This is a genomic window from Bacillus sp. RO1 (assembly GCF_012524115.1).
Classification (GTDB): domain Bacteria; phylum Bacillota; class Bacilli; order Bacillales; family Bacillaceae_I; genus Sutcliffiella_A.
On the sequence record NZ_JAAZWB010000075.1, the window covers coordinates 37,049 to 63,733 of the forward strand.

The following is a 26,685-nucleotide window of genomic DNA, read 5'->3' on the forward strand; positions in this document are numbered from 1 at the left end:
TATAATCACCGTAACCAGTATGTAATACGCATGATAAACCTCAAAGTTTCACGATGTTGAGTTTTTTTATAAGTAAATTTTAAAGTGTGGCGGTTGTGTGAACAAAATGAAGAAAGAATGGTAGGGTCAACTTGCTTGCTTAAAAAATAGCACCTTACATAGGTAAGGTGCTATTTTGGGTTTTTATGAAAGATGTTGTTGTACAAGTTTGTTAACAAGGCTACCGTCCGCTTTGCCTTTAACTTTAGGCATAAGTGCTCCCATTACTTTGCCCATGTCAGCTTTCGAAGTAGCGTTCACATCAGCAATCGTCTGTTGGACGATTGCTGAAAGTTCGTCTTCTGATAACTGCTCAGGCATATAATGTTCAACTATTGCAATTTCACCCTGTAATTTATGAACCAAGTCTTCACGACCGGCTTTATCAAATTCTTGGAGGGAGTCTTTACGTTGCTTTAATTCACGAGACAATACGGTAAGTTCTTCCTCTTCAGATAAGTCTCTGCCGTGCTTGATCGATTCGTTTTGAATCGAAGACTTAACCATTCGGAGTACGGAAAGCTTCTCTTTGTCCTTATCCTTCATAGCTTGCTTAATATCGGTATTTAAACGCTCGAGAAGACTCATTCTTACACCCTCTTGTTAAAATTTACGCTTTCTAGCAGCTTCAGACTTCTTCTTACGTCTTACGCTTGGTTTTTCATAGAATTCACGCTTTCTTGCTTCTTGCAACGTTCCTGTCTTTGAAACTGAACGTTTGAAACGGCGAAGAGCATCTTCAAGCGATTCGTTTTTACGAACAACTGTTTTTGACATTCTAATTCCCTCCCTCCAGAACAACCACTAACATTTTCAGAAAAAACATGATCCCATAAATGCAAAAAAGCATGTATAGAACATGTACTTACCAATTATAATATATTCACTATTGCTGGTCAACAATTATAAGGAAATGCTTTGAAACAATCTTCCTTAACTATTATTTCGGTATAAGTTTATGACCTTGGAATCCTGATTTGCCAGCATGTATTGGGATCTCCCCAGATATAGGGGGATGGATAGTTTTTCCCAGTTCGGCAGTCCATTTTCCGCAAATAAGGCTTTATCCTTGTAAAACCCTGTGATTTCTCCTACAAACCAATCATGATCCCCATACGTCTGCTGGTCCATCATTTTGCACTCATAAGCAATATACGCCTCTTTTAAGATAGGTGCGGAAACTGTTTTTCCTTGTTCATAGTCTATATTAAGTACTTTAAATTTATTGTGCTCTTTTCCTGTAAGCATACCAGACTGCTGTATATAATGAGCGAATTTTTCAGGTACAAAGTTTATCGCGAACTCTTTAGAGTTTTCAATTAGGTGATGCGTATATCTTTCCTTTGCAATGGCGACCCCATAGATGGGCGGTTCATATGATATGTAGCTATGCCAACCTGCAGCCATGATATTCTGTTCACCGTTCCATTCAGCTGTTACCAGAGCAACCATGCCTGGGTAGCTATGCATGACGGTATTTGTCGTCCACTCCCTCATGTTTGTGATCTCCCCTTTTCTTTTCTTACTTGTCATTCTTGTCCACCACTCGCATATATTGAGATAGAGGTGATGGGCTTGTTTTCTATTATAACGTTATTAGCTGTTTATTTAGCGATATTTTTAATTGGCATGACCGTTATGAGGTCAGGTTTGCTTCAATTATCCGAGGAGAGGACAAAAGGGTACCTCACCAGATTCACAGATATGCCTTGGAAAGGTTTGTTGATCGGGATATTGATTACAGGCTTGTTGCAGAGCAGTTCTGCTGTAATGGTCATCACTGTAGGATTAGTGGCCGCCGGTTATCTTACCTTTTACCAATCCATCGGCATCATGCTCGGAAGCAATATCGGTTCGACTTTTATTACCGAGCTCATTACTATAGATATATCACAGCTGATTTTCCCCATGCTTATTATCGGATTCCTATTTTTATTTTCTAAAAAGAAATTACCTTTCAGTTTTGGATCAAGCTTGTTCGGGCTTGGATGTTTGTTTGTGGCGATGAATGGATTTGAATCCCTGGCTATACCTTTGGCAGGGTTTCCGTCTGTTCAGGATATGCTTGCGATGACAAATGATCACCATCTATTTGGTGTAGGAATCGGGACACTGCTTACAGCCATCATCCAATCAAGCTCGGCTACGACCGGGATTAGTATGAGCTTTTTAAATAATGACCTGTTATCTCTTCCTGCAGGAATAGCGATTATGCTTGGGGCTAATATTGGAACTTGTGTGACTGCTTATTTGGCTAGCATTGGTTCTATTCGGGAAGCAAAGTTAACGGCGTATGCGCATATATGGTTGAATGTGATTGGGGTTGCGGTGTTTTTCCCTTTGATTCCTTGGTTGGGTGGGTTGGTGTCCATGCTTGCTTCTAGTGCAGATGTTCAGTTGGCTCACTCGAGTTTGATTTTTAATGTGATAAGTTCTGCTTTGGCATTGCCGTTTGTGCGGCCTTTTGCACGGTTTGTGGAAAGTTTGCATGGTTGACTGTTTGGTGGGGCTGGTGGTTGTTGAGGCAATTGGAGGCCGTTCTCTACGACCGTTTGCAGGGATTTGTTGCCTATTTGAGCTTAGAGAGGTGTTCTCTTAATCAAACTTAGTAGCTGTTCGGGCCTATAGGTTCCTTTTATTCCCTCCTAAACAGCCATTCCCAAAGGTATGTAACTCCTAGCAAATTGATCAACCAGAGTAAAATCGCTAACGCGACCTAAAACCCCGCCCCAAGTAAGACTTTAATCTCTTGGGACGTTTCTCGCTTTTCGCATTGCTTTGAAATATTTGCCTTGTACGGCTCTTTCCTTTGCGCTTCATCTTTGACAATTTCAATGAAATTTCATTGTCACTGTGGTCTTCATATTGGTGATAAGGACCTCTCTCCTCCTTTTTCCTCGTCACTAAGGTCTTCATAACGGCGATGAGGACCTCTCTCCTTCTTTTTTCTCGTCACGGAGGTCTTCATAACGGCGATGAGAACCTCTCTCTTCCTTTCTTCTCGTCACTAAGGTCTTCATAACGGGGATGAGGACCTTTCTCTTCCTTTTTTCTCATTACTGAGGTCTTCATATCGGTGATGAAGACTTCTCTACTCTTCTTTCTTCGCCACTGAGGTCTTCATCACACCCATGAGGACTTCTCTCCTCCTTTCTCCTCATTACTGAGGTCTTCATATCGGTGATGAAGACTTCTCTACTCTTCTTTCTTCGTCACTGAGGTCTTCATCACGCCGATGAGGACCTCCCTCCTACTTTCTCCTCGTCACTGAGGTCTTCATAACGGCGATGAGGACCTCTCTCTTCCTTTCTCCTCGTCACTAAGGTCTTCATAACGGCGATGAGGACCTCCCTCCTACTTTCTCTTCGTCACTGAGGTCTTCATCACGCCGATGAGGACCTCTCTCCTACTTTCTCCTCGTCACTGAGGTCTTCATCTCATTGAACAAAAATGACTCTGAAGACAATTCCAACATTCCATAATTTTATAATTTCTTAAACACTAAAAAACACTCCCTCAAGCAAAATTTGCTCAAGAGAGTGCTTTTCACACATCTTAGTAATCCGTATCAGCTGTTAATCCTTTAACAATAGCAATACCAGAGCTTGCTCCTATACGTGTAGCTCCAGCTGCGATCATTTCTTCCGCACCTTTCGCATCACGTACACCACCGGAAGCTTTTACTCCGATTTCAGGGCCTACAGTTTGTCTCATAAGAGCGATGTCTGCAACAGTTGCTCCTCCTGTAGAGAAACCAGTGGAAGTTTTCACATAGTCAGCTCCAGCTTTTACAGCCAATTGGCATGCTCTTACTTTTTCTTCGTTTGTTAGCAGGCATGTTTCAATGATGACTTTAGTCAAAGCGCGACCTTTGGCAGCTTCTACTACTGCACGGATGTCTCTTTCTACTAGCTCATCGTCACCGTCTTTAAGTGCGCTGATGTTGATAACCATGTCCACTTCAGTGGCACCGTTGTCAATAGCGTTAGTTGTTTCGAATGCTTTCACTTCTGGAGTGTTTGCTCCTAGAGGGAACCCAATTACTGTACAAACTTTAACATTGCTTCCTTCTAAAAGTTCTGCAGATGTTTTTACCCAAGTTGGGTTAACACAGACAGATGCAAAGTTGTATTCTCTCGCTTCTTGGCAAAGTACTTCTACTTGTTCTTTTTTTGTATCGGCTTTCAATAATGTATGATCAATCATTTCTCCAATGTTTGTATGCATGTTCATACTCCTTTCAAGTTAAGAGGTCTGACCTCTAACATCATAACATGTTTCAATTATTTTGGCGAGTACAATGTTAGTATTGCCTGCAACTTTTTCTTCACGACAAAAAAGTGACTCCATAATAATGGAATCACTCTCTATATTTTCTTATGAACTGAGACGAATATTTTCTTCTTCAAGTCGTGGCGCATCTTCAAGGACGCGAACGAATTGCCCCTCGTTGTAAGGATATCCAGCTTTTACAATTTTTACTTTTACAAGCTTTCCGACCATTTCTTCCGTGGCAGGGAAAACAACCTTTAGATAGTTGTCTGTGTAGCCAACATATAAGCCTTGATCTGGTGCTTCCTTGTAGATTTCTTCCGGAATGACCTCTAACACTTCGTCTTCAAAAGTGGAAGCATATTCTTTCGCCAGTTGATCAGAAAGTGCAATTAAGCGGTGAACTCGCTCATTTTTCACTTCTTCATCTACTTGGTCCGTCATTCTTGCTGCTGGTGTTCCTGTACGCTTGGAATATGGGAATACATGCAGTTCAGAGAATTTATGCTCTTTAATGAAATTGTACGTTTCCATGAACTCTTCTTCTGTTTCACCAGGGAAACCAACAATTACATCGGATGTAATCGCAAGTCCAGGTAAAGCTTCCTTCAATCGGTCCAAACGCTCTGCGAAGAATTCCATCGTATATTTACGACGCATTCTTTTTAACACAGTATTAGACGCTGATTGAATTGGTATATGAAGGTGGCGTACAATTTTTTCAGAATTGTTCAGAACTTCGATTACTTCGTCGGTAATTTGGCTTGCTTCAATGGAGGAGATGCGTATACGCTTTAAGCCTTCCACTTTTTCATCCAATTCACGAAGAAGCATGGCAAAGTTATAATCTTTCATGTCTTCCCCGTAACCGCCTGTGTGAATTCCAGTCAAAACGATTTCCTTATATCCTGCATCTACCAATTGCTGTGCTTGTGTAACAACCTCTTGCGGGTCACGGGAACGCATAAGTCCGCGAGCCCAAGGAATGATACAGAATGTACAGAAATTATTACAACCTTCCTGAATCTTCAAGGAAGCACGTGTACGGTCAGTAAATGCCGGCACGTCCAACTCTTCATAGACACGAGCCTTCATAATGTTGCCGACGCCATTGATTGGTTGACGCTCTTGTTTGAACTGCTCAATGTAATCAAGCATTTTCACACGGTCTTGCGTTCCCACGACTACGTCTACTCCAGGAATAGCCATAATTTCTGCAGGTGATGTTTGTGCGTAACATCCAGTTACACAGATAACAGCATCAGGATTTTTACGGATGGCACGACGGATCACCTGACGACTTTTTTTGTCTCCAGTATTTGTAACGGTACAGGTATTGATGACATACACATCTGCCGTACCCTCAAATTCTGTACGTTCATAATTATTTGCTTTGAAAAGCTGCCAGATAGCTTCTGTTTCATAATGGTTCACTTTACACCCTAGTGTGTGAAAGGCAACAGTTGGCATGTTTTCCACCTCACATTAATTCAAAATGATACGAAATTGCGGCAAGCGCATAAAGCGGAGCCGTTTCCGTTCTCGTTCTTAATATTCTTGGCCCGAGCGCGCAAGGAACAAATCCATGCTCCATCAGTTTATCAATTTCTTTATCAGTAAGGCCCCCTTCAGGTCCAAACACACAAAGAATTGATTCGCCGTGTTGCAAGCTTTTTAAAATGTTCGCAAAAGAGGAACGCTCCCCTTCTTTTGCACTCTCTTCATAGGCAACCATTTTATAAGTATAGTCTTTACTTTTCTCTAAAAGTTGAGCTAAAGAAGCAGGTTCCTCAACCACAGGCACCATGGAACGATGAGACTGTTCAGCCGCTTCCTTTGAGATCTTGTTCCAGCGTTCTACTTTCTTTTTGCCCTTCTTTTCGTCCCACTTCACAATAGAACGAGCAGCATTAAAAGGGATAAACGATTCTGCTCCGAGTTCTGTTCCCTTTTGTATCACTAGCTCCAATTTATCCCCTTTAGGCAGCCCGTTCGCAATCGTAACACGAACCGGTATTTCCGTTTCAGCCTTTATCCATTCTACAATATCTGTTACTACCATATCATTGGTAATTTCAGCAATTTTACAAAGGGCCGTCTGCCTGGTTTTCGAACAGCTACATAGTATTTGATCGTCCACGTTCATCCTCATAACCCGTGTTATATGATGTACATCTTCCCCTGTTATGGTAATAGATGTTTCATCTATTTGATTAGAGTTAACAAAATAACGTTGCACAATCTTCACCCTCGCTTATTCTTCTTTTTTCGCGATAAATGCGACCCAATCTTCCATCATCATCGTTTCTTGGATTTTAAAACCTGACTTAATAAGGGCATCTTTCACTTCTTGCTTTTTCATACTGATAATTCCGGAAGAAATAAATGTCCCACCGTTTTCCAATACGTGGTAAACATCATCCGTGAAACGGACAATAACCTCTGCCAAAATATTAGCAACAACCACGTCAACTGGGCCTTCTACATTTTTAAGCAAGTTATTCTGTTTCACCGTCACTGTTGGATGCACTTTGTTCAACTTGATATTAAGTTTAGCAGACTCCACTGCTACATCATCCAGATCCAGAGCAAGTACTTCCTTTGCATCAAGCATGGCTGCTGCAATACTTAACACTCCAGAACCCGTACCTACATCAATGACTTTATCTTGAGGTTTGACCGTTCTTTCTATCGCTTGGATGCAGAGTACCGTTGTTGGGTGGGTACCCGTTCCAAACGCCATTCCCGGATCAAGCTCAATGATTTTCTCATCAGAGCTGACTGGCTCATAGGTTTCCCAAGTAGGGACGATTGTGAACTTCTCAGAAATTTTCACTGGATTGTAGTACTTTTTCCACGCGGTAGCCCATTCTTCTTCATTCACTTCACTGATGGAAATGTTGTTCAATCCAAGATCAATATCATAGACCAAAAGGTTATTGATTGCATCCTTTATACCTTCCACTGTTTCACCTAAAAAGCTGTTTACAGGCAGGTACGCTTTCATTACAACGCCTTCTTCAGGGTAATCATCTGGATTGAGTTGGTATATCTCTCCGAATTGATCTTCTCTTTCTTTAGTAAGTTCGAATGGATCCTCTATGACCACCCCGCTTGCACCTGCTTCGTGAAGAATATGGGATATAGGTTCCACTGCCTCATTTGTTGTATGGATACTAATTTCTGACCATTTCATACATACCAACTCCAATCCTAGCTTAATGAAAGCTATTGATACTTTTTATTCACCTTTTAGAACACGTTTCACTTTTGAGAAAAAGCTATCTTCTTGTTCGTCCGGAGCTTGCCCGCTTGTTTCGGCAAATTCACGGATTAATTGTTTTTGTTTTTCTGAAAGTTTTGTAGGGGTGACCACTCTAATCTTGATATGTTGATCCCCTTGACCATAGCCACGTACATTGGCAATTCCTTTGCCTTTTAGGCGGAAATTCGTGCCAGTTTGTGTTCCGGCCGGTACTTTCAGTTTCACTTTCCCGTGCAATGTTGGAACTTCTACCTCATCACCAAGTGCTGCTTGCGCAAAAGTAATAGGCATTTCACAATACACATCATCGCCGTCACGCTCAAAGAATTCATGTCTGCGAACATGGAAGACTACATACAAGTCCCCTGCAGGTCCACCGTTTACACCAGCTTCTCCTTTTCCTGCTACACGTAATTGTTGACCTTCGTCCACACCAGCAGGGATGTTGACTTTGATTTTATTGCGCTTTTTCACACGGCCTGCGCCATGGCATGTTGTACATTTGTTAGGGATGGATTTCCCGGAGCCGTTACATTTGGAACAAGTTCTTCTGTTAACGATTCGTCCAAATGGAGTGTTCTGCTCAACACTTTCCTGACCTGTTCCACGACATTGTGAACATGTTTCCACTTTCGTACCAGGTTTTGCACCTGTACCAGAACATGTATCACATGTTTCTTCCACAGGAATTTCAATAGTCGTTTCTTTTCCGAAGGCTGCTTCTTCAAAAGAAAGGGTCATTGTGTATTGTAGATCTGCCCCTTGTCTTGGAGCGTTAGGATCACGACGTCTTCTTCCTCCGCCTTGACCACCAAAAAACGTTTCAAAAATATCTTCAAAGCCAAAGCCTCCGTCAAATCCAGCGCCACCGCCAAAGCCTTGGTTAGGGTCTGTATGTCCAAATTGGTCATAGTGCGCTTTCTTTTGATCGTCGCTTAGTACTTCGTATGCTTCTTTGATTTCTTTGAATTTGTCCGCTGCATCGTCTGCTTTATTGATGTCCGGATGGTATTGTTTGGATAGCTTTCTGTAAGCTTTCTTTATTTCATCTTTCGACGCGCTTTTACTGACGCCAAGCACTTCATAGTAATCGCGTTTACTCATTAAATACCCACTCCCGTTTCATTCACATAAAGGTTATTGTATCACCTGAAAGAGGGAAAAAGCAATAAAAGTTATGTGCTTAACCCCTATCTGGTTAACTCCTTGGCACCTTCCGTTTCAGGTGGTCGCTTTCCGCGGGACGGTGCTTGAGCCTCCTCGGCAAGCCTGCGGGGTCTCAATCTACCGTTACTCCCCCGCAGGAGTCGACCACCTTCCACTCCAGGCACCAAGGGAAATTCTTATTTACATAAAAAGAAAGCCAAAGCCATGGCTTCGACTTTCTTTTTATCTTTATCAGAAAAGCCCTAGGACTTTATCTTACTTTTTATCGTCGTTTACTTCTTCGTATTCTGCATCGACTACGTTGTCGTCGTTGTTTGCAGCGCCTTCTGCACCTTCTGCTCCTTGAGCCGCTTGTTGTGCTTGTGCAGCTTGCTCATAAAGCTTCATGGAGATTTGTTGAACGATTTCTTGAAGAGCATCCTTTTTCGTGCGAATTTCTTCTAGGTCGCCTTTTTCGATCGCAGCTTTTAATTCTTCTTTAGCGTCTTCTGCTTTTTTCACTTCTGCTTCTTCCACTTTACCTTCTACTTCTTTAAGTGTTTTTTCAGTTGTGAAAACAAGCTGATCTGCTTCGTTGCGTAATTCTACTTCTTCTTTACGCTTTTTGTCTGCATCCGCATTCTCTTCCGCTTCTTGAACCATGCGGTTGATCTCTTCCTCGGATAGACCTGAAGAAGATTTGATAGTGATTGCTTGCTCTTTGTTTGTACCAAGATCTTTTGCACGAACGTTAACGATACCGTTTTTGTCGATGTCAAAAGAAACCTCGATTTGCGGTACACCACGAGGTGCTGGAGGGATATCTGTCAATTGAAAACGACCTAATGTTTTGTTGTCGCTTGCCATTGGACGCTCTCCTTGAAGTACGTGAATGTCTACTGCTGTTTGGTTGTCAGCTGCTGTAGAGAACACTTGAGACTTACTTGTAGGGATAGTCGTGTTTCTTTCAATAAGCTTTGTGAATACGCTGCCCATTGTTTCAATTCCTAAAGAAAGTGGTGTTACGTCAAGAAGTACTACGTCTTTTACGTCACCAGTCAGTACTCCACCTTGAATTGCTGCACCTAGTGCAACTACTTCATCCGGGTTAACCCCTTTGTGTGGGTCTTTACCAGTTTCTTTTTTGATTGCATCTTGTACGGCAGGGATACGAGTAGATCCACCTACAAGGATAACTTTGTCAAGTTCAGAAGCAGAGATTCCTGCATCTTGCAATGCTTGACGAACAGGACCCATTGTACGTTCTACAAGACCAGCAGTAAGATCATCAAATTTCGCACGGGACATGCTTACTTCTAAGTGAAGCGGTCCAGCTTCTCCAGCTGTGATGAATGGTAGAGAAATTTGTGTGCTTGTTACACCGGAAAGGTCTTTTTTCGCTTTTTCTGCTGCATCTTTCAAGCGTTGTAATGCCATTTTATCTTTAGAAAGGTCAATGCCGTTCTCTTTTTTGAATTCTGCTACAAGGTAGTCAATGATAACTTGGTCAAAGTCATCCCCACCAAGACGGTTGTCACCAGCTGTAGAACGTACTTCGAATACGCCATCTCCAAGCTCTAGTACAGAAACGTCGAACGTTCCGCCACCAAGGTCATAAACAAGGATTGTTTGATCTTCGTCCATTTTATCAAGACCGTATGCTAATGCTGCTGCAGTTGGCTCGTTGATGATACGTTCTACTTCAAGACCAGCGATTTTACCTGCATCCTTAGTTGCTTGACGCTCTGCATCATTGAAGTATGCAGGAACTGTGATAACAGCTTTTGTAACTGTTTCTCCAAGATATTCTTCTGCATAACCTTTTAAGTGTTGAAGGATGATCGCAGATACTTCTTGTGGAGAGTATTCTTTTCCTTCTACTTCCACTTTGTAGTCTGTACCCATGTGACGCTTAACAGACATGATTGTGTTAGGGTTTGTGATGGATTGGCGTTTTGCCACTTCCCCTACTTGGCGTTCGCCGTTTTTGAAAGCAACAACAGATGGAGTTGTTCTGTTACCTTCTGGATTTGGAATTACTTTTGGTTCGCCGCCTTCAAGCACAGCTACACATGAGTTTGTTGTACCTAAGTCAATACCGATGATTTTACTCATTTTGTTTTTCCTCCTATTGCAACTTACATTGATATGTAGTTATTTATATTTTAGATTATTGCTTTACTTTTACCATAGATGGGCGGATGACGCGGTCTTTGAGCTTATACCCTTTTTGGAACTCTTCCAAAACAGTGTTAGATTCCGCTTCTCCCTCTTCCACCTGCATGACTGCCTGGTGTAGGTGTGGATCAAAAGACTGTCCAACTGCTTCGATGGATTCTAATCCTTCTGATTTCAGTGCCTCGACTAACTGACGGTGCACCATTTCCATGCCTTGTAAAAATGTTTTGATTTTCTCATCCTCTGAATCGACTTTAAGCGCTCGCTCAAAGTTGTCTAGGGCAGGAAGTATATCTGTAACAAGATTTTGTGCACGATATTTCTGTGCAGCTTCTTGGTCAAGTCTCACACGACGACGGTAGTTATCAAAATCGGCTTGCAAGCGAAGTAGGCGATTTTCCGATTCTTCAAGCTTAGCTTCCAATTCGGAGATTTTTTGCTGTTCAGCAGAAACTTCTACTTCTTCCACTTTTTCCGTCGTTTCTTCCGTTGCTTCTGATGTTGCTTCTTCATTTTCAACTGTTGCTTGTTCGTTCTCGTTTACCAATGGTTTCACCTCCCTCAAAGTGTAAAAATCATGTTGTTTTTCCCATGGTGATAGGATGGAGCAGGAACTCCATCCTCTAACAATATTTCCATGCTCAGTCTTTTTGATACAGTTTATTGACCGCCTGTGAAAGGTCGGAACTAACAAGTTGCAAGAGACTGACGACACGGGAATATTCCATTCTGGTCGGACCGAGCAATGCGATGGTTCCTAGCTGTTCTGGTCCGATGGAATAACTAGCTGAAATAATGCTGCAGCCTTCCATACCAGGTATATTATTTTCGCTGCCTATCTTTATATGAATGCCAGCTTCTTTTGCACGAATATGCTGAGACAGGTCCTTGCCTTGGTCTATCAATAACATTAATGAACGAATTTTATTGATATCATTAAATTCGGGTTGGGCAAGCATGTTCGTCTTGCCGCCAAAAAACACCTTATCCTTTTCTTCCATGTAAAGAGTGGAACTCAAGGATTGCAGTATATTTTCGTAGTTTCCGATATGAGACCTTAAGAGGGTTGCCACTTCTTTATATAGCTTGTTGATAAGCTCTGAGAGGGGCACTCCGACTAGGCGTTCATTTAGGATGTTGACCATTTTTTGTATATCAGATGAGTCCATGGTGGCAGGAAACGAAAACATTCGATTTTCCACATGGCCAGTATCCGTTACAATGATGGCAACTGCCTGTTCTGCATTTATCGGGATGATTTGCAGGTTTTTAAGCCTGTGATCCCTTACACCCGGTCCAAGGACGATGGATGTGTACTTGGTCAGATCAGAAAGTATCTGCGCTGATTTTTGAACAGTTTTTTCTAGTTCATATATTTGCTCGCGAAAGATGGATTTAATTTCAAATACATCCCTCTTTGTGAGCCTTTCAGGAGAAAGCAGGTGATCGACATAATAGCGATACCCTTTTTCTGACGGAACTCTTCCTGAGGACGTATGTGTTTTTTCAATAAATCCTAATTCCTCCAAATCTGCCATCTCGTTTCGGATAGTGGCTGAACTGAACGAAATTTCCTCTTTCTTTGAGAGCGTTCTGGAGCCAACAGGTTGTGCAGATCGGATAAAGTCATCAATTATGACTTGCAATACTAACAACTGTCGTTCTGTAAGCACTCAGCATCACCTCTGTTAGCACTCCTATTCATCGAGTGCTAATTCTATAAATAAATTACCAAATACCTATTCACATGTCAATCAGATCGCACCAATAAAAGCTTGAAAAACTTCATTACCTAGAAATTTCCCTTTTCTCGTAAGGCGTATATGGTCATTTTCGTGTTCTAATAGGCCTTTTTTAAGATTTTCTTCAATGGGATCCTTAAAAATTGTCAGCAAATCTTCTTCAAATTTACGCTTGAATATGGAGCAAGAGACTCCCTTATTTTTCCTAAGCCCTAGGAACATTTCTTCTTCCATTTTCTCCGTTTTTGTTACCTTATGCTGATCCTTATACGGAAACCCCGTATCTTCTATAGAGTCCATGTACTTTTTCAACGGACCATGATTGGCAATTCTCACTCCATCTATATATCCGTGAGCACCTGCTCCAATTCCATAATAAGCTTGATTGTCCCAATACGTAATATTATGGTTGCTTTCATAACCCGTTTTAGCAAAGTTGGAGATTTCGTATTGCTGATAGCCGTTTTTCGACATCTCGTCCAGTAGCACTTCGTACATTTCCGCTTCTTCTTCTTGAGTTGGTAAAGGAAGTTTCCCTTTGTTCATTAAATTATAGAAAACAGTTTTGGGTTCAATAATCAAGGAATAAGCAGAATAATGCTCCATCTCTAAGGAAAAAGCAGTATGCAATGTTTCCTTGAAATCAGCCACTGTTTGATCCGGGAGACTGTAAATTAAATCGATGCTGATATTCTCAAAACCTGCTTGTCTGGCATGTTCGATGGATTTAAAAACATCCGCTTTTCTATGAGACCTCCCGATTCTTTTTAAAAGATCATCATTAAAGCTTTGAACGCCGAAACTGAGTCTGTTAACACCACCTTCTTTTAGGAGACGGAGTTTATCCAAAGATAGATCACCAGGGTTGGCTTCGAATGTGTATTCCATTTCTGGTTTCACCGGATAATGCCTTCGAACCGATTCTAGCAAGTATGCAAGTTGTTTTTCATTTAGTGCGGTAGGCGTTCCCCCTCCGACAAAAATCGTCTGGAGTCCTGTTGCTGGGTGTTTTTCTATCGTATTTTTCATTTCTGTATCCATATATGCCAAGTATTCATCAACCGGCTGGTTTTTTAGAAATACTTTGTTGAAATCACAATAGTGGCAAATATGTTCACAAAAAGGGATATGGATATAGGCTGATTTAATCATAAGATCACACTTTCGTTTGTTTACTTCGTACCTTTTAGCATAACACATATGACGCATGTATGAAAAAATACCGCAGAATGAGCTGCGGTATTTTTCTTATTATTTTTTGTTGGCATTGTCGTCCATTTTCAAGACAGCCATAAATGCTTCTTGCGGTACTTCTACGGAACCAACTTGCTTCATACGTTTTTTACCTTCTTTTTGCTTATCTAAAAGCTTACGTTTACGGGAGATATCTCCTCCGTAACATTTTGCAAGAACGTTTTTACGCATCGCTTTAATGTTTGACCTTGCAACAACTTTCTGACCAATTGTCGCTTGGATTGGCACTTCGAATTGCTGCCTTGGAATAAGTTCTTTTAGCTTCTCTACAATGATTTTCCCGCGTTCATAAGCAGAATCACGGTGAACGATAAAGGAAAGGGCATCAACCTTCTCAGCATTAAGCAGGATGTCCATTTTAACAAGATGTGAAGGTTTGTATCCAATTAGTTCATAATCAAATGATGCATAACCTTTTGTATTGGATTTCAACGCATCGAAGAAATCATAAACAATTTCTGCTAATGGAATTTCATAAATAACACTCACGCGAATATCATCAAGATACTGCATATCAATGAAGTTTCCGCGCTTCTCCTGGCACAACTCCATAACTGCACCTACGTAATCATTTGGTACCATGATCGTAGCTTTTACGTAAGGCTCTTCTACTCGATCGATTGTCTGAGGATCAGGCATGTTAGACGGGTTGTCCACACGCAATTCTTCCCCATCAGTTAAATGTACATGATAGATAACGGAAGGAGCTGTTGTAATCAAATCAATATTGAATTCACGCTCAATACGCTCCTGGATGATTTCCATATGAAGCAATCCAAGGAATCCACAACGGAAACCGAAGCCTAAAGCTTGGGAAGTTTCCGGTTCATATTGAAGAGCAGAATCATTCAATTCCAGTTTTTCAAGTGCTTCACGTAAGTCGTTGAATTTTGCTGAATCAATTGGATATAGTCCACAGAACACCATTGGATTTAATTTACGATAACCTGGGAGTGGTTCTGTCGCTCTATTTTTCGCATGTGTGATCGTATCACCAACACGAGTATCCCCAACATTTTTGATGGAGGCAGACAGGAAACCAACATCTCCGACTGTCAGTTCATCTAGCTGGACGGCTTTCGGAGTAAACACTCCAACCTCATTTACTTCAAATTCTTTTCCTGTAGCCATCATTCGGATTTTATCGCCGACCTTAACAGTTCCTTCCACAATACGGATGTATGCTACCACCCCGCGGTATGGATCAAATAGACTGTCAAAAATCAATGCTTTTAACGGGGCATCCGGATCACCTTGAGGGGCAGGGATTTTCTCCACTACTTGCTCTAGAATTTCACCAATTCCGATACCAGCTTTCGCACTTGCCAGAACTGCATCTGATGCATCAAGTCCGATAACATCCTCAATCTCTTGTCGCACTCTCTCTGGCTCGGCACTTGGAAGGTCAATTTTATTGATGACAGGCATAATCTCGAGTTCATTATCAAGTGCCAAATACACATTTGCTAATGTTTGAGCTTCAATTCCTTGTGCAGCATCCACAACAAGAACGGCTCCTTCACAGGCAGCCAAACTTCTGGAAACCTCATAAGTGAAATCGACGTGTCCAGGCGTATCAATAAGATGGAAAATATATTCTTCGCCATCGTTTGCTTTATATCGTAATTGAACGGCATTCAATTTAATCGTAATCCCGCGTTCACGTTCAAGGTCCATGGAATCAAGCAATTGATTCTTCATTTCCCTTTGTGTCAATGCAGACGTTTTTTCTAAAATACGGTCTGCTAATGTTGATTTCCCATGGTCAATATGGGCGATGATGGAAAAATTTCTAATCTTTGATTGTCGTTTTAACCGTTCTTCTCTGTTCATTATCTGTTTCACTCCTACACTTTCGGCAACGTACACTATTTCTGATTATATCAATACGGACAAGAAGATTCAATGAAATTTGAAGGGTTTGGGTTTTCAGAGATAAAAAGATGCTTCCACCTCGGAGAAAATGGTGGAAGCATCACTTTTTATATCATCCTGTTTTCTCTTCGACGGTGTCTTGGACTTTGTTAAAGAGTCCGCTCATTATTCCAGAGACTCCGTCTGCTAACTTTTTGCCGGCAGATGAGAAGACATTGTAGGCTTTTATACCTTCTAACTTTTCTTGTTTTTCTTTCATATCTTGGGTGTCTAGTTGACGACCCAGGATTGTTCCATTATATCCTTCAGCGGTTTCGGCTACATGAAATACTTCTTCTTGAAAGGCCGGATCATCGTATCCCTTCATCTTCCGCATCCCGTCATTTGCCTGTTGCATTCCCAAAAGCACTCCAAGAAATAACACCAGGGAAATGAATAAACATTTTACCATAAACCTCTTCATCGTACTTTCAGCTCCTTACTATTTATCATTGGGCGTCCCCTTCAGGTGTACCGTCTACTTTTTCTGCTTGCCAGTAAATTTCACCGAATACATCTGCAAAAATCTCAAGGGTTCGGTTCATCTCTTCAAACGTATTATCGACTCCCCCAACCTCTATCAACATGGAATTAGGAGAAAGGTCTTGATTATATATGCCATTACGAGTTTCGACAGCTGGTGGGACAAATATACCCTTACTTAAACCTGGGTACAGCTTCTCCAATTTATTATGAATCTGCTCAGCCAAGTATTGGTTCTTTTCATAGTTTTGATTTTTCTTTCCTATTACAAAATACAACCGAGCATGTGGAACACCGTTAATGTCCATCGTTGTACTTTTTCTTCTACCCGAATCTCGGTGAATATCAATCAGGTAATTCAGGTCTTGGTTGCCGGCCATGGCCTCTTCCACAATTGGTCGTGTCACATCATAGGATTGTCCATACACCCATCCTCTATTTTTCAACGCCAACGCTGTATCGGTTGTATCTATGTCTGTCCCAATTCCACGCTGAATCAATTCCTCTTGAAGTTTTTTGCCCAGCCTTGTCACATTTACTTCAGGGTGACTTGCAGCATTTGGACTTGTCACACCTTCTAAGTATGGCAAAAATGATTCCCTCGAGTGAGAGTGATAGATAAATACAGTTCGCTTATCTCCAGTTGTCTGTGCTGGGGGAGGAGTATCTTCCCCTTCTTCTTCTTCTACTTCAATGATGGAAGCTTGTCTCTCCTCAAGCAACACTTCCATAGGAGGGGATGATTCCACCGGCATATCAGTATAATTGACACCTGACCCTGCAACTAGAATTTCTCCATCATAATGCGCAAAACCTGGGATTTCATTACGAATAAGACTGCGTGGGTCATCTAAGTTGAGACTTGTCGTAAGCTCAAACAAGGCGGAAGCGTAGTTTGGCGCCTTTGCTTCACTTGAAAGTCCTTGCGTAAAATAGGCATTAGTATACCCGAATATATGTAACAGCGACTCCCCCGAGAATCGTTTGGAGAACTCATGAATGGAGCTTGAGCTGACTCGATATTCTGGTTTTAGAGAGGTCATGACACCGGATACCGCAAATAAGAGAATAAATCCTAAGATCACTGCTACGACTGATTTCTTTAAGCTTGTCCCATTTAATATGACGATGCGTGAGGACCGGTAGCCCTTCATTTTCTCACCCTTTCACATACTTCTTGCTACTATGTGTATGCGAAAAGGGAGAAAAGTAGAACTATGCTGCTTAGTGAGTATATGCGTCTACATTATCTTGATTCACATGGTAATGCAGAGCAGCGTTTAACCCTTCTGCAATGACATTTGCCATATCTTCTATAAAATCATCCACTTCTTTTGGGGTTACCATCAAATTATGACCCAGCGGCGAGAGAACCTCGTGGATCAATCTCCGCTTCTCCTCTTCTTCAAGTGTCCCCACAATTCCAAGGAAATTCTTTCGATGTTCTTCACCTGGAAGGTCCTCTTCGGTAAGCTTCCTTTTTTCTCCAAACGTCATACCGGCAGGAGCAAGGGACCTGGAAGGACTATCTCCTTCTTTCATCTCTTTGCCGAAGTGCTTCAAAATGAAATCAATCGTATCACTGGCCATTGATACAGCATCCACTACAGTCGGAATACCAATAGCAATTACCGGAATTCCAAGCGTCTCCAAACTGAGTTCTTTACGTTTGTTACCAACACCGGATCCCGGATGAATGCCGGAATCGGAAATCTGGATAGTTGCATTCACACGCTCAATCGATCGCGCTGCCAATGCATCAATGGCAATGACAAAATCAGGTTTCGTCTTTTCTACCACACCGACAATAATGTCACTCGTTTCAATTCCAGTAATCCCCATCACACCAGGGATTATCGCACTTACCGGCCTAAATCCATCTTGAACTGATTCTGGCTGCAGTTTAAAAAGATGTCTTGTAATTAACAGGTTTTCACAAACTAAAGGACCAAGTGCATCGGGCGTCACATTTGAATTCCCAAGCCCCACTACTAGACAGGTTGCATCCTTAGAGATATTAAGCGAGTTTAAGAATGCACTAAATTCTTTAGCAAAAACTGCTTCTACCTTTTTTTGAAGGTCACTGTCCTTCTGGCGAATCCCCGTTGTTTCAAGCGTGAGATAATTTCCTGGTTTCTTACCAGTCATCTCTGCCCCTTTATCAGATATAGTGACAGTGGTAATATTAACTCCATCTGTTTGCCTTTCCTTTACCACTACACCCTCAATAGATGAAACTGGTTGTGATGTTTGATTGCTTTCGTTTGTTTCATTTTGATTTTGCTGGTTCTGGTTTTTCCCATTTTGACGGTTTTGTTTTTCAATCGCCATCTGATTGGCTTCAATTGCCAAATCGGTTCTTACTTCGTATTTACTTAAATCCAAAGGTTGTTGCGATTTTGGTTGAGTCATTGATGCACGCCTCCAGCATTGCCAAATTTTAGTTTTATTTTGACCTTACATTCTTTTTTCATGCATAGGAAAACCCTTGTAATTAACATTCAAGAAAATTCCCTTGACTCCCTATTGCATAATCATTATGGATTTGATAAAATATCACTTGTTCTCATAAGTAAAGAAATGTCGAGTTTATATAATCTCGATCGTCGAATTGTATGGAGGTGAAAGATATGCCAAACATTAAATCTGCTATCAAACGTGTGAAAACTAACGATGCACGTCGTGCTCATAACGCTACTATCAAGTCTTCTATGCGTACTGCTGTGAAGAAAGTAGAAGCTTTTGTTGCTAACAACGATGTTGAAGGTGCAAAAACTGCTTACCTAGAAGCTGCTAAACGTTTAGACAAAGCTGCGCAAAACGGTATCATCCACAAAAATGCAGCAAACCGTCAAAAATCTCGCCTAGCGAAAAAAGTAAACGGAGCTACTGCATAATAAAAGGGCGATCCGGACGGGTCGTTTTTTTATTTTTTGTCCTTTGGGGGTCAGACCCCCAAAGGATTTTTTTGATTTATGTCGAATACCTTATGATACTGTGGTTTTCTGCTTTGCCAGGTGGTGAGAAGTCCAAATGTCCGAAGATTTTTGGTTTTTGACCGAAGTTTCCGTGAAGTTGGCCGAAGTTTTTGCAAAGTTGACCGAAGATTGGAGCTATTTGACCGAACCAATTTTATAATTGGCCCAACAAACATTAATCTTGACCGAACAAGGTGGTGTAAATGTCCGAACCCCCTTAGAAATAGCTAAATGGTTGACCGAACCAACGAAAAAGTTGTCCGAACACTTTCGAAGAAGCTCAAAATGACCAAGAAACTACCCTTTTTTGTTAAATAACTTCCCTCAACACTCCAATTCCGAATAGCACTATTCACAATACCCCTTAACAACAAAAAACCACCGAACACTTAATTGTTCGGCGGCTAGAACGCGTCTTCTTATTCAATTAGTTCATTTCACCGGTGCAAGTTTAATCAGCAGCATCTCCATCGCCAGCTGTTTATCTATTTTCCCACTCTTCATTAAATAGTCAGCCTCGGCAAGATCCTCCACCATTTTCATCAATTCCGATCGTTCAAAGAATCGACCCTGCTGGGATGCAAGCTTAACACGGTAGGGATGCACCCTTAAAATCCCAGCCATCTTTTGCTGACTATAGCCCTGTTCACTCAAATCTTTCACTTGATACAACAAGCGGAACTGATTGGCAATCAAAGCGTGTAATTTGATCGGCTCTTCATTGTTGCGCACTAAATCATAAAACAGCTCCAATGCTTCGTCCACTCGCCTATGTACCATTTTTTCAATCAGTTCAAAAACCGAATGTTCAATGGACTTCGCCGCCAACAACTTCACAGTATCAACTGAAATTTCCGGTTCCGAAACGCCAATATACATCGCCATTTTATTGATTTCCTGTGACAGAACAGAAAGATTGACACCAGCGATTTTCAACAGTTCTTCGGTAGCCGCATCACTTAAATCTGCTCCGTTTTGCATAGCCTTTTCTTTCATCCACGCTTTCAGATCTCGCTCTCCTAAAGGCTGGACTTCTATGACCTCGGCCAGTTTTTTCAACTGTTTCACTATCTTCTTCCGCTCATCCAACTTCTCATAAGAGGCCTGAATAACAAATATTGTATAAGGTGCAGCTTCTTGTATGTATGCAAGAAATCGGTCTGTATTATGCTCGACTTTACTTTTACTTTTTTCCGCAGTCAGAAAGAATGGATTCGATAAAACCACCACTCTTCTTTCTCCCATGAAAGGCAAGGTTTCTGCATCTTCAATAGCCACATCCACTGGTTGTTCTTCCATATCATAAAAAGAAAGATTAAAGTCATGCTCTTCCACGCTTAGTGCATGCTCTATAATGGAGTCTCTAATTTCTTTCATTAAGAATGTTTCCGTTCCCAATAATAAGTATATTGGCGCAAAGTGTTTGGCCTTTATCTTTTTCAATGCTTCAATTCCCATTTGTTTGCTCCCGTCATCTATTTCTATGTACCCTTATCGTACATGAGAATTATGTAGATTGACAAGCATCAGAGCCTTAGCAAAATGCAAAGGAGACTAGTTCTCACCTACAAAGAACTAATCTCCATTTTATATAAACGTTAACGATGCAAGCCCCAGGTAACTCGCCCGTCAACGATTGCCCCGTTTTGGGTGTAATACTATGTTCTCCCCTAAATTGCGAACTATTTGTGACAACTCTTGTCAATGGAGGAAAAGCAAAAATGTCTGGTGGATTTTTTTTGCCGTATAGCTTATACTAATGTGTGATAGGAGGGATACTTATGAACGAATTTGAGAAAAGCGTCCAAAGTAAACGAAACGATGCAGTTGATTCTGGTGTCGGTTTTATCGTATCCTTCGGTTTTTTCGCAACAATCTTTGCAATGGCAACATTGATTCAGTACCTAGGATCTTAATGACGGCATAACGATACATACCGTCGTGATTCTTTTCCAAAGCCAGTTGTGAAAAGAATGAGGATAACTCAAAAGCTTCGCTATAAAAGAGACTGCGTCTAACATGGTGCAGTCTCTTTTTCATTTTTGATACTGTATCCTATGGGATTAAGGTGGAAAACGTTCCTCCTCGATGTGTAAAATCAAAGAGAATTGCACCTTGGAGGTCTGTCCTATACACTTTTGCATCCACTTGTGATAACCGATCCAGTACGTCTTGATGAGGATGTCCAAACCGGTTATTCCTTCCTACCGAGATAATAGCATCATCTGGACTAATAGTATCCAGAAAACCGGCAGTTGAAGAGGTGTTACTTCCGTGGTGACCGACCTTCAGTACATCCACATTAAGGTTTGGATAGTCATGTAATAAGTCCCGCTCTCCTTTCTCCCCGATATCACCTGTAAAAAGCCAGTTTTTTTTACCTAACACCGCAAAAAGCACAATAGATCCTTCATTTTCACTATCATAATATTTAGTCGGATGCAAATATAAAAAGCTCGATTCACCCTCCTTCCAACCCGTGTTAGAAACAGCCATCCCAATACTTACTCCCCTGCGCTTTGCTTCTTTCATTATCTCCTGCTCTACTTCACCTGCACCAAACCCTTTCGGAACAATGACCTCCTCTATTCCTATTTCTCCCCAGAGACTTTCCACATTGCCTGTATGATCAAAATCTCCATGCGTAAGAATTAATTTATCAAGCTGCCTAACTCCTTCTGCTTTTAAAAATGGGACCAATACATCTGAACCGCTATGAAATTCCCTCTTTCTCTTTTCCCATTCTTCTTTTGGAAAAGTAAACGAACCGCCAGTATCAATCAGATACTTGCCTTTATTAAAAGGGAGTCTTATAAATATCGCATCCCCTTGACCGATATCCAACACCACTACTTTTCCAAAAGGATTAAAGAAATTGATGTTCCAATGGAAAACCATACACAATATAAGAACAATCACAGCTGACCGTCGTTTATTTACTTCCCACTTGTAAAAAAAGAAGACGATAGAAAAACCATAGGCTGTCATTAAAAGGATAGAAGGCTTTCCGAAGACCAATGTGCCTATTGGAAATTCAGCCATTCCAACTGCAAAGGAATTCATATATTTCAACGGGTAGGACAAAAATGGAACTAAGAGGGAGACATGATCTGGAGATAGTAAAAGGATAAAAAACAGCAAAAATGAAACAGGAAGCACATAAAGGGAATAGAAGGGAACAAATATAACATTTAGAAGCGGACTCCACAGAGAGAACTGGTAAAAGTGGTATAGAAGTAAAGGCAAGGAGGCAACTTGGGCGATTATGGAGACGATAAATAGTTGAGCAACGCTATTATGCACCTTATGAAGGCTACCTGATGCTAAAAGTAACGACAGACTGACCGAAAAGGAGAGCTGAAAGCCTATATGATAAAGATAATATGGACTCAAAATCAAAACAAAGATACAAGCCAAACCAATGGTATCAATGGAAAAAACCTTCTTTTTCATCAGCATTAGGGCAAGCGCCACCCCTGTCATCGTTGCTGCTCTCATCACAGATGGTGCTCCGCCTGCAAGCAGGACATACAAGGGCAAAAGTAACAGCAAAAACAGGTTCATCCACTGCCGGCTAAATCCAATCCTGATTCCAACGTAAAAAGTCGCCGCCGTGATAATTCCAACATGCAAACCGGAGATTGCCAACAGATGGACAAGTCCCAACTGCTGATAGGCATCAAGTATATCTTCATTAATACTACTGCGGTCTCCGAAAATTAATGAAATCATAAAACTGGCATTCGGCTGATCCACATAGTTGTTAATCAAATTTATCCCTTGTTGCCTGACTTGTTTCATTGATGTTAAAAAGGGTGTTTTTTTTGGTGAGATGCAGGCTTGCGGCAGTGTATTTAGAGAAAGGATCCAGTGGATTTTTTGTTCATATAAATATTTTTTGTAGTTAAATGCGTGAGGGTTTCTTGCTGGTTGGGGCAGTTTTAATATACCTGACCATATACACTTGTCACCTACTGCCAGGTCACGGAGTTGAAATGACTCTTCCTCCGATTTTAAATAATATTCTATCATCACCACTTCATTAAGGATGCTTTTCATTTGGAAAATGGCCTTGTTTCCATCAATTATAAGTGGGGAATGGACAGTGCCTTGGAATTCAGTTTCACCTTCAAGATGCATGGAGAAATTATGATGGTCCACGTAAGTCATATAGCTAGAAAAACCCACAGTGAAAAGGATGGTCAGAAAAAGCAATCTTCGCGGTTTTTCATCAATATAAAAGATTAGATAAAAAAATAACAGAGTAAGGATGAGCAGCCCCCAATGGAAATCCGACCTGGAGACTGCAATACCCAAACAGCTTGCAATGGCTAAATAGGCATAAAACCCTGTCCTTTGTTTCATCGCATGCTATCCTTTTTTGCTGAATAAATCAGTGGAACGTTCGTACCAGCTTTTTATTTCTTCATCACTCGCCCCGGAATCCTCCAATCTTTCAATCAAACTGTTAATGAATCCTAATTTCTCCGGGTCATTCAAACTAACCGCCATCTCAGCCAGCTCCACTTGCTCCACTCTCACATCGGCTTGTTCAAACATTTCCAAAGCATATGGATGATTTTTGTATTCCATTGCGTAATAGACCGTTTTGATTCCTGCTTGAATTATGGCCTTACAGCAGTGAAGGCATGGAAAATGAGTGACATAAATTTCTGCTCCACTTGTAGGTACACCAAACTTGGAGCATTGAAGTAAAGCATTCATTTCAGCATGAATCGTTCGTACACAATGATTGTCAATGACATAACACCCTTCATCGATGCAATGAACCCCGCCTGCTATCGATCCGTTATATCCCCCTGCAATGATGCGCTTGTCACGTACGATGGTTGCTCCAACAGCAAGTCTTGTACATGTACTACGCAATGCAAGTAAATGGCTTTGTGCCATAAAGTATTGATCCCATGATATTCTCGTCATCATCCATCAAGCCTCCAGTTTCTTATAACAATATGCAATAACTCTAGTGTATCGGCTCTACTCGAATTTCGTCAATTCAATTGGCAACAGTAATTTCAGATCTTAACTTTTCAAAAGATTTTTGTCCGATTCCGATGACCTGCATGATATCTTCTTTACTTTTAAACAAACCATTTTCTGTTCTGTGGTCTACAATGGCTTTAGCTTTGGCGGGACCAATTCCGGTTAAGCTTGTCAACTCTTCCTCGGTTGCTGTATTAATATTGACCAGCGCGCCAGAGGTTCCAGATTCTCCACTTTCATTTGTTACCGGTTGTATGATCACTTCCTCCATCACTTCGCCCTCCGCAGGAACAATAATTACCATTTCATCCACCAACAACGCTGCCAAATTAACCTTATCAGAATCGGCTCCCTCCAAAAAACCACCTGCCTTTTCTACCGCATCGATGATTCTGTCTCCTATTTTCATACGATAAACGCCAGGCTCCATGACTTGACCTTTCAAATCAATTAGAATCTCTTGATTAGCAACCTCAACTTCCTCAAGCTTATCCTCTTCTTCTGGGCTGATTAATTCATTTTCTTCCCCTTGCACTTCCTCAATAAATCTTATTTGCTCCACGGAAGACTCTGCTTCACGCTCACTCAGACTGGACCAACCAAGTATGGAGACCAGCGCTAACACACTGATTGATACTAATACTTTAATCTTATGGACAGACCATAATTCTTTCATTGCTTTCACCTTCTATTCATATTAGTAAGCCTAAAAACATATAGTGTATGAGAAACTTTTTTGGATGGAGGAGGGAATAAACATGAAGATTGGAATGATCGGCACAGGCAACATGGGGAGAATCTTGGTTGAATCATTTGTCGACTCGAAAGCAGTACCTCCTGAGAACATTACGATTACAAATCGCTCAATAGAGAAGGCGTTTAAAATACAGAGCAAATACCCTGATCTCCATGTTGCGGAGACCGCCGAAGAGGTGGTTAGAGCTTGTGATATTATTTTTTTATGTGTAAAGCCATTGGATATACACCCCCTTTTAACAAAGATCAATAAAAATCTTACTGGCGATAAATGTGTTATCTCCATTACCAGCCCAGTATCTGTAGAACAACTGCAAACATTGGTCACTTGCCAAGTAGCGAGAATCATTCCGAGCATCACCAACCGTGCGTTAGCTGGTGTTACTTTAGTGACATTCGGAGATAATGTGGAAGAAGAGTATAGAGAGTATTTACTTTCCATTTGTTCGCAAATATCTACTCCAATTCATATTAAAGAAAATGTTACTAGGGTTGCCTCTGACATAGTGAGCTGCGGTCCGGCTTTTTTCAGCTACATTCTACAAAGATTCATTGACGGAGCAGTAAGCGAGACGGCTATTTCCAAGGAGCAAGCGACGGATTTGGCAAGCCAGATGATTATCGGGATGGGTAAGTTGATTGAAAAGGATATTTATACATTACAGACTTTACAAGAAAAGGTTTGTGTAAAGGGTGGTGTCACCGGAGAAGGCATTAAAGTGTTAGAAAACGAACTGGGTGATGTGTTCCATCATGTTATTCAGAAGACGCATGAGAAGTTTGATGAGGACATTACAGAGGTAAAAAAACAGTTTCATTGATTAAATTATTCTCTATCACTCGACATATTCCTTTAATTTTTTCAAGTTTTTTCAAAAAAAGGCGCCCATCTATCGGCGCCTATTTTTGTGCAACAAAAAACACTCTTTCCGCATGTTCAGCCATATATTCGGTAGAATAATCGCCGGTTATTGATCTGATGGTGAATCCCACTTCTTCTAGCCACTTTTTGTAGGTTTCCACATTGAAAGTCCGTTGGAAATGCCATTCGTCAAAACGCAAATAGCGATCTGATTCTTCTTCTTTTACAAAAAAGGATAGCTCATGCTCCACACTATTTGGATGCTCACCAGGAAAACTGTTCCAAATATAAGATACATCCTCTTCTACACTTGTAAAGGTGTTGTTCATGAACACTTGTGTCATTTTATAAAGAGAGTGAACATCAAAGAGCAGCAGCCCGCCTTTTTTTAACTGTTTGTAAGTTGATTGAAACGTTTTTTTTACGTCTTCCTCCGACTCTAAGTAATTTAATGAGTCGCAAAAAATCGTGACGCAATCTACCTCTTCAAAGCCTTCTAACTCTGCCATATTTTGCTCAAAAAGAGGGATGGAAAGCCCAGAATCCAATGCTTTTTCATGAGCGATGGCCAACATGCTTTCTGATAGGTCAACCCCTGATACTTCCCATCCTTCTTGGGCAAAACGAATCGCAAGCTCCCCTGTGCCACAACCAACATCTACAACAGAAAATCGTTCAGAGTCATCAGTCATGTACCTTTGTTTAACAGTTTGAACAAAGGAGACCCACTTGTCATAAGGAACATCCTGCATCAATTGGTCATATATATGGGCAAATTGTCCGTAAGCCATA

25 protein-coding genes are annotated in these 26,685 nt (G+C 41.2%); 4 read left to right on the forward strand and 21 right to left on the reverse strand.

Going from position 1 to position 26,685, the window contains the following annotated elements; genetic code table 11:
* Window positions 1-183: 183 nt before the first annotated feature.
* From HC179_RS11340 to HC179_RS11350, 3 genes are all read right to left on the reverse strand, one after another.
* The gene (locus tag HC179_RS11340; RefSeq protein WP_010196220.1) at window positions 184-627 is read right to left on the reverse strand and encodes a GatB/YqeY domain-containing protein; all 444 of its coding nucleotides are present in this window, start codon (window positions 625-627) and stop codon (window positions 184-186) included.
* Between the two features lie 15 nt (window positions 628-642).
* Window positions 643-816 (reverse strand): 30S ribosomal protein S21, encoded by a 174-nt coding sequence (rpsU, locus tag HC179_RS11345; protein WP_010196218.1) that lies wholly within the window; start codon window positions 814-816, stop codon window positions 643-645.
* 156 nt (window positions 817-972) lie between these two features.
* Window positions 973-1,572, reverse strand: coding sequence for a flavin reductase family protein (locus HC179_RS11350; RefSeq protein ID WP_240948518.1), 600 nt, complete (start codon window positions 1,570-1,572; stop codon window positions 973-975).
* A gap of 36 nt (window positions 1,573-1,608) precedes the next feature.
* On the opposite strand from HC179_RS11350, the gene HC179_RS11355 reads away from it, so the two are divergent.
* On the forward strand, window positions 1,609-2,535 hold the full coding sequence (locus tag HC179_RS11355) for a Na/Pi symporter (protein ID WP_168864407.1): 927 nt from the start codon (window positions 1,609-1,611) through the stop codon (window positions 2,533-2,535).
* Between the two features lie 1,059 nt (window positions 2,536-3,594).
* Here the strand turns inward: HC179_RS11355 and deoC are convergent.
* From deoC to gpr, 13 genes are all read right to left on the reverse strand, one after another.
* Window positions 3,595-4,266: a deoxyribose-phosphate aldolase gene (gene deoC / locus HC179_RS11360; RefSeq protein WP_168864408.1), complete on the reverse strand. Its 672-nt coding sequence runs from the start codon at window positions 4,264-4,266 to the stop codon at window positions 3,595-3,597.
* A gap of 150 nt (window positions 4,267-4,416) precedes the next feature.
* Window positions 4,417-5,781 (reverse strand): tRNA (N(6)-L-threonylcarbamoyladenosine(37)-C(2))-methylthiotransferase MtaB, encoded by a 1,365-nt coding sequence (mtaB, locus tag HC179_RS11365; RefSeq protein ID WP_168864409.1) that lies wholly within the window; start codon window positions 5,779-5,781, stop codon window positions 4,417-4,419.
* 10 nt (window positions 5,782-5,791) lie between these two features.
* The gene (locus tag HC179_RS11370) at window positions 5,792-6,550 is read right to left on the reverse strand and encodes a 16S rRNA (uracil(1498)-N(3))-methyltransferase (protein ID WP_168864410.1); all 759 of its coding nucleotides are present in this window, start codon (window positions 6,548-6,550) and stop codon (window positions 5,792-5,794) included.
* Between the two features lie 15 nt (window positions 6,551-6,565).
* On the reverse strand, window positions 6,566-7,507 hold the full coding sequence (gene prmA / locus HC179_RS11375) for a 50S ribosomal protein L11 methyltransferase (protein WP_168864411.1): 942 nt from the start codon (window positions 7,505-7,507) through the stop codon (window positions 6,566-6,568).
* A gap of 45 nt (window positions 7,508-7,552) precedes the next feature.
* The gene (gene dnaJ, locus HC179_RS11380; protein ID WP_148987655.1) at window positions 7,553-8,680 is read right to left on the reverse strand and encodes a molecular chaperone DnaJ; all 1,128 of its coding nucleotides are present in this window, start codon (window positions 8,678-8,680) and stop codon (window positions 7,553-7,555) included.
* Between the two features lie 318 nt (window positions 8,681-8,998).
* Window positions 8,999-10,837 (reverse strand): molecular chaperone DnaK, encoded by a 1,839-nt coding sequence (gene dnaK, locus HC179_RS11385; RefSeq protein WP_168864412.1) that lies wholly within the window; start codon window positions 10,835-10,837, stop codon window positions 8,999-9,001.
* A gap of 55 nt (window positions 10,838-10,892) precedes the next feature.
* Entirely contained in the window at window positions 10,893-11,465 is a 573-nt protein-coding gene (gene grpE, locus HC179_RS11390; RefSeq protein ID WP_481747972.1) for a nucleotide exchange factor GrpE, read from the reverse strand.
* Window positions 11,466-11,541: 76 nt separating this feature from the next.
* Window positions 11,542-12,573 carry a heat-inducible transcriptional repressor HrcA gene (gene hrcA, locus HC179_RS11395; protein WP_168864414.1) on the reverse strand — a complete coding sequence of 344 codons (1,032 nt, stop codon included), beginning with the start codon at window positions 12,571-12,573 and terminating at the stop codon, window positions 11,542-11,544.
* An 81-nt stretch (window positions 12,574-12,654) separates the two neighbouring features.
* Window positions 12,655-13,794 carry a radical SAM family heme chaperone HemW gene (hemW, locus tag HC179_RS11400; RefSeq protein ID WP_168864415.1) on the reverse strand — a complete coding sequence of 380 codons (1,140 nt, stop codon included), beginning with the start codon at window positions 13,792-13,794 and terminating at the stop codon, window positions 12,655-12,657.
* 99 nt (window positions 13,795-13,893) lie between these two features.
* Window positions 13,894-15,729 carry a translation elongation factor 4 gene (gene lepA / locus HC179_RS11405; RefSeq protein WP_168864416.1) on the reverse strand — a complete coding sequence of 612 codons (1,836 nt, stop codon included), beginning with the start codon at window positions 15,727-15,729 and terminating at the stop codon, window positions 13,894-13,896.
* A 154-nt stretch (window positions 15,730-15,883) separates the two neighbouring features.
* Complete coding sequence (locus HC179_RS11410) at window positions 15,884-16,234, reverse strand: DUF3679 domain-containing protein (protein ID WP_168864417.1); 351 nt, start codon at window positions 16,232-16,234, stop codon at window positions 15,884-15,886.
* Between the two features lie 25 nt (window positions 16,235-16,259).
* Window positions 16,260-17,447, reverse strand: a complete 1,188-nt coding sequence (spoIIP, locus tag HC179_RS11415) for a stage II sporulation protein P (protein WP_168864418.1) — start codon at window positions 17,445-17,447, stop codon at window positions 16,260-16,262.
* Window positions 17,448-17,517: 70 nt separating this feature from the next.
* On the reverse strand, window positions 17,518-18,705 hold the full coding sequence (gpr, locus tag HC179_RS11420; RefSeq protein ID WP_168864419.1) for a GPR endopeptidase: 1,188 nt from the start codon (window positions 18,703-18,705) through the stop codon (window positions 17,518-17,520).
* 218 nt (window positions 18,706-18,923) lie between these two features.
* Between gpr and rpsT the strand changes: the two genes are divergently transcribed.
* Entirely contained in the window at window positions 18,924-19,190 is a 267-nt protein-coding gene (rpsT, locus tag HC179_RS11425; RefSeq protein ID WP_060665089.1) for a 30S ribosomal protein S20, read from the forward strand.
* 513 nt (window positions 19,191-19,703) lie between these two features.
* Here the strand turns inward: rpsT and holA are convergent.
* A complete protein-coding gene (gene holA, locus HC179_RS11430; protein ID WP_168864420.1) occupies window positions 19,704-20,729 on the reverse strand; it encodes a DNA polymerase III subunit delta in 1,026 nt (341 codons plus the stop codon).
* A 323-nt stretch (window positions 20,730-21,052) separates the two neighbouring features.
* On the opposite strand from holA, the gene HC179_RS11435 reads away from it, so the two are divergent.
* Entirely contained in the window at window positions 21,053-21,187 is a 135-nt protein-coding gene (locus HC179_RS11435; protein WP_010196171.1) for a YqzM family protein, read from the forward strand.
* A 139-nt stretch (window positions 21,188-21,326) separates the two neighbouring features.
* Here the strand turns inward: HC179_RS11435 and HC179_RS11440 are convergent, their stop codons facing one another.
* The 3 genes from HC179_RS11440 to HC179_RS11450 all read right to left on the reverse strand — a co-directional run bounded on the left by HC179_RS11440 (window position 21,327) and on the right by HC179_RS11450 (window position 24,951).
* Entirely contained in the window at window positions 21,327-23,636 is a 2,310-nt protein-coding gene (locus tag HC179_RS11440) for a DNA internalization-related competence protein ComEC/Rec2 (protein ID WP_168864421.1), read from the reverse strand.
* Window positions 23,637-23,642: 6 nt separating this feature from the next.
* On the reverse strand, window positions 23,643-24,212 hold the full coding sequence (locus HC179_RS11445; protein ID WP_148988023.1) for a ComE operon protein 2: 570 nt from the start codon (window positions 24,210-24,212) through the stop codon (window positions 23,643-23,645).
* 76 nt (window positions 24,213-24,288) lie between these two features.
* Window positions 24,289-24,951 (reverse strand): helix-hairpin-helix domain-containing protein, encoded by a 663-nt coding sequence (locus HC179_RS11450; protein WP_168864422.1) that lies wholly within the window; start codon window positions 24,949-24,951, stop codon window positions 24,289-24,291.
* Between the two features lie 82 nt (window positions 24,952-25,033).
* Here HC179_RS11450 and comER point away from each other — a divergent pair, with 82 nt between their 5' ends.
* Window positions 25,034-25,852, forward strand: a complete 819-nt coding sequence (gene comER, locus HC179_RS11455) for a late competence protein ComER (protein WP_168864423.1) — start codon at window positions 25,034-25,036, stop codon at window positions 25,850-25,852.
* Window positions 25,853-25,931: 79 nt separating this feature from the next.
* Here comER and HC179_RS11460 read toward each other — a convergent pair whose 3' ends face one another.
* Window positions 25,932-26,684 carry a class I SAM-dependent DNA methyltransferase gene (locus HC179_RS11460; RefSeq protein ID WP_168864424.1) on the reverse strand — a complete coding sequence of 251 codons (753 nt, stop codon included), beginning with the start codon at window positions 26,682-26,684 and terminating at the stop codon, window positions 25,932-25,934.
* Between the last annotated feature and the right edge of the window lies 1 nt (window position 26,685).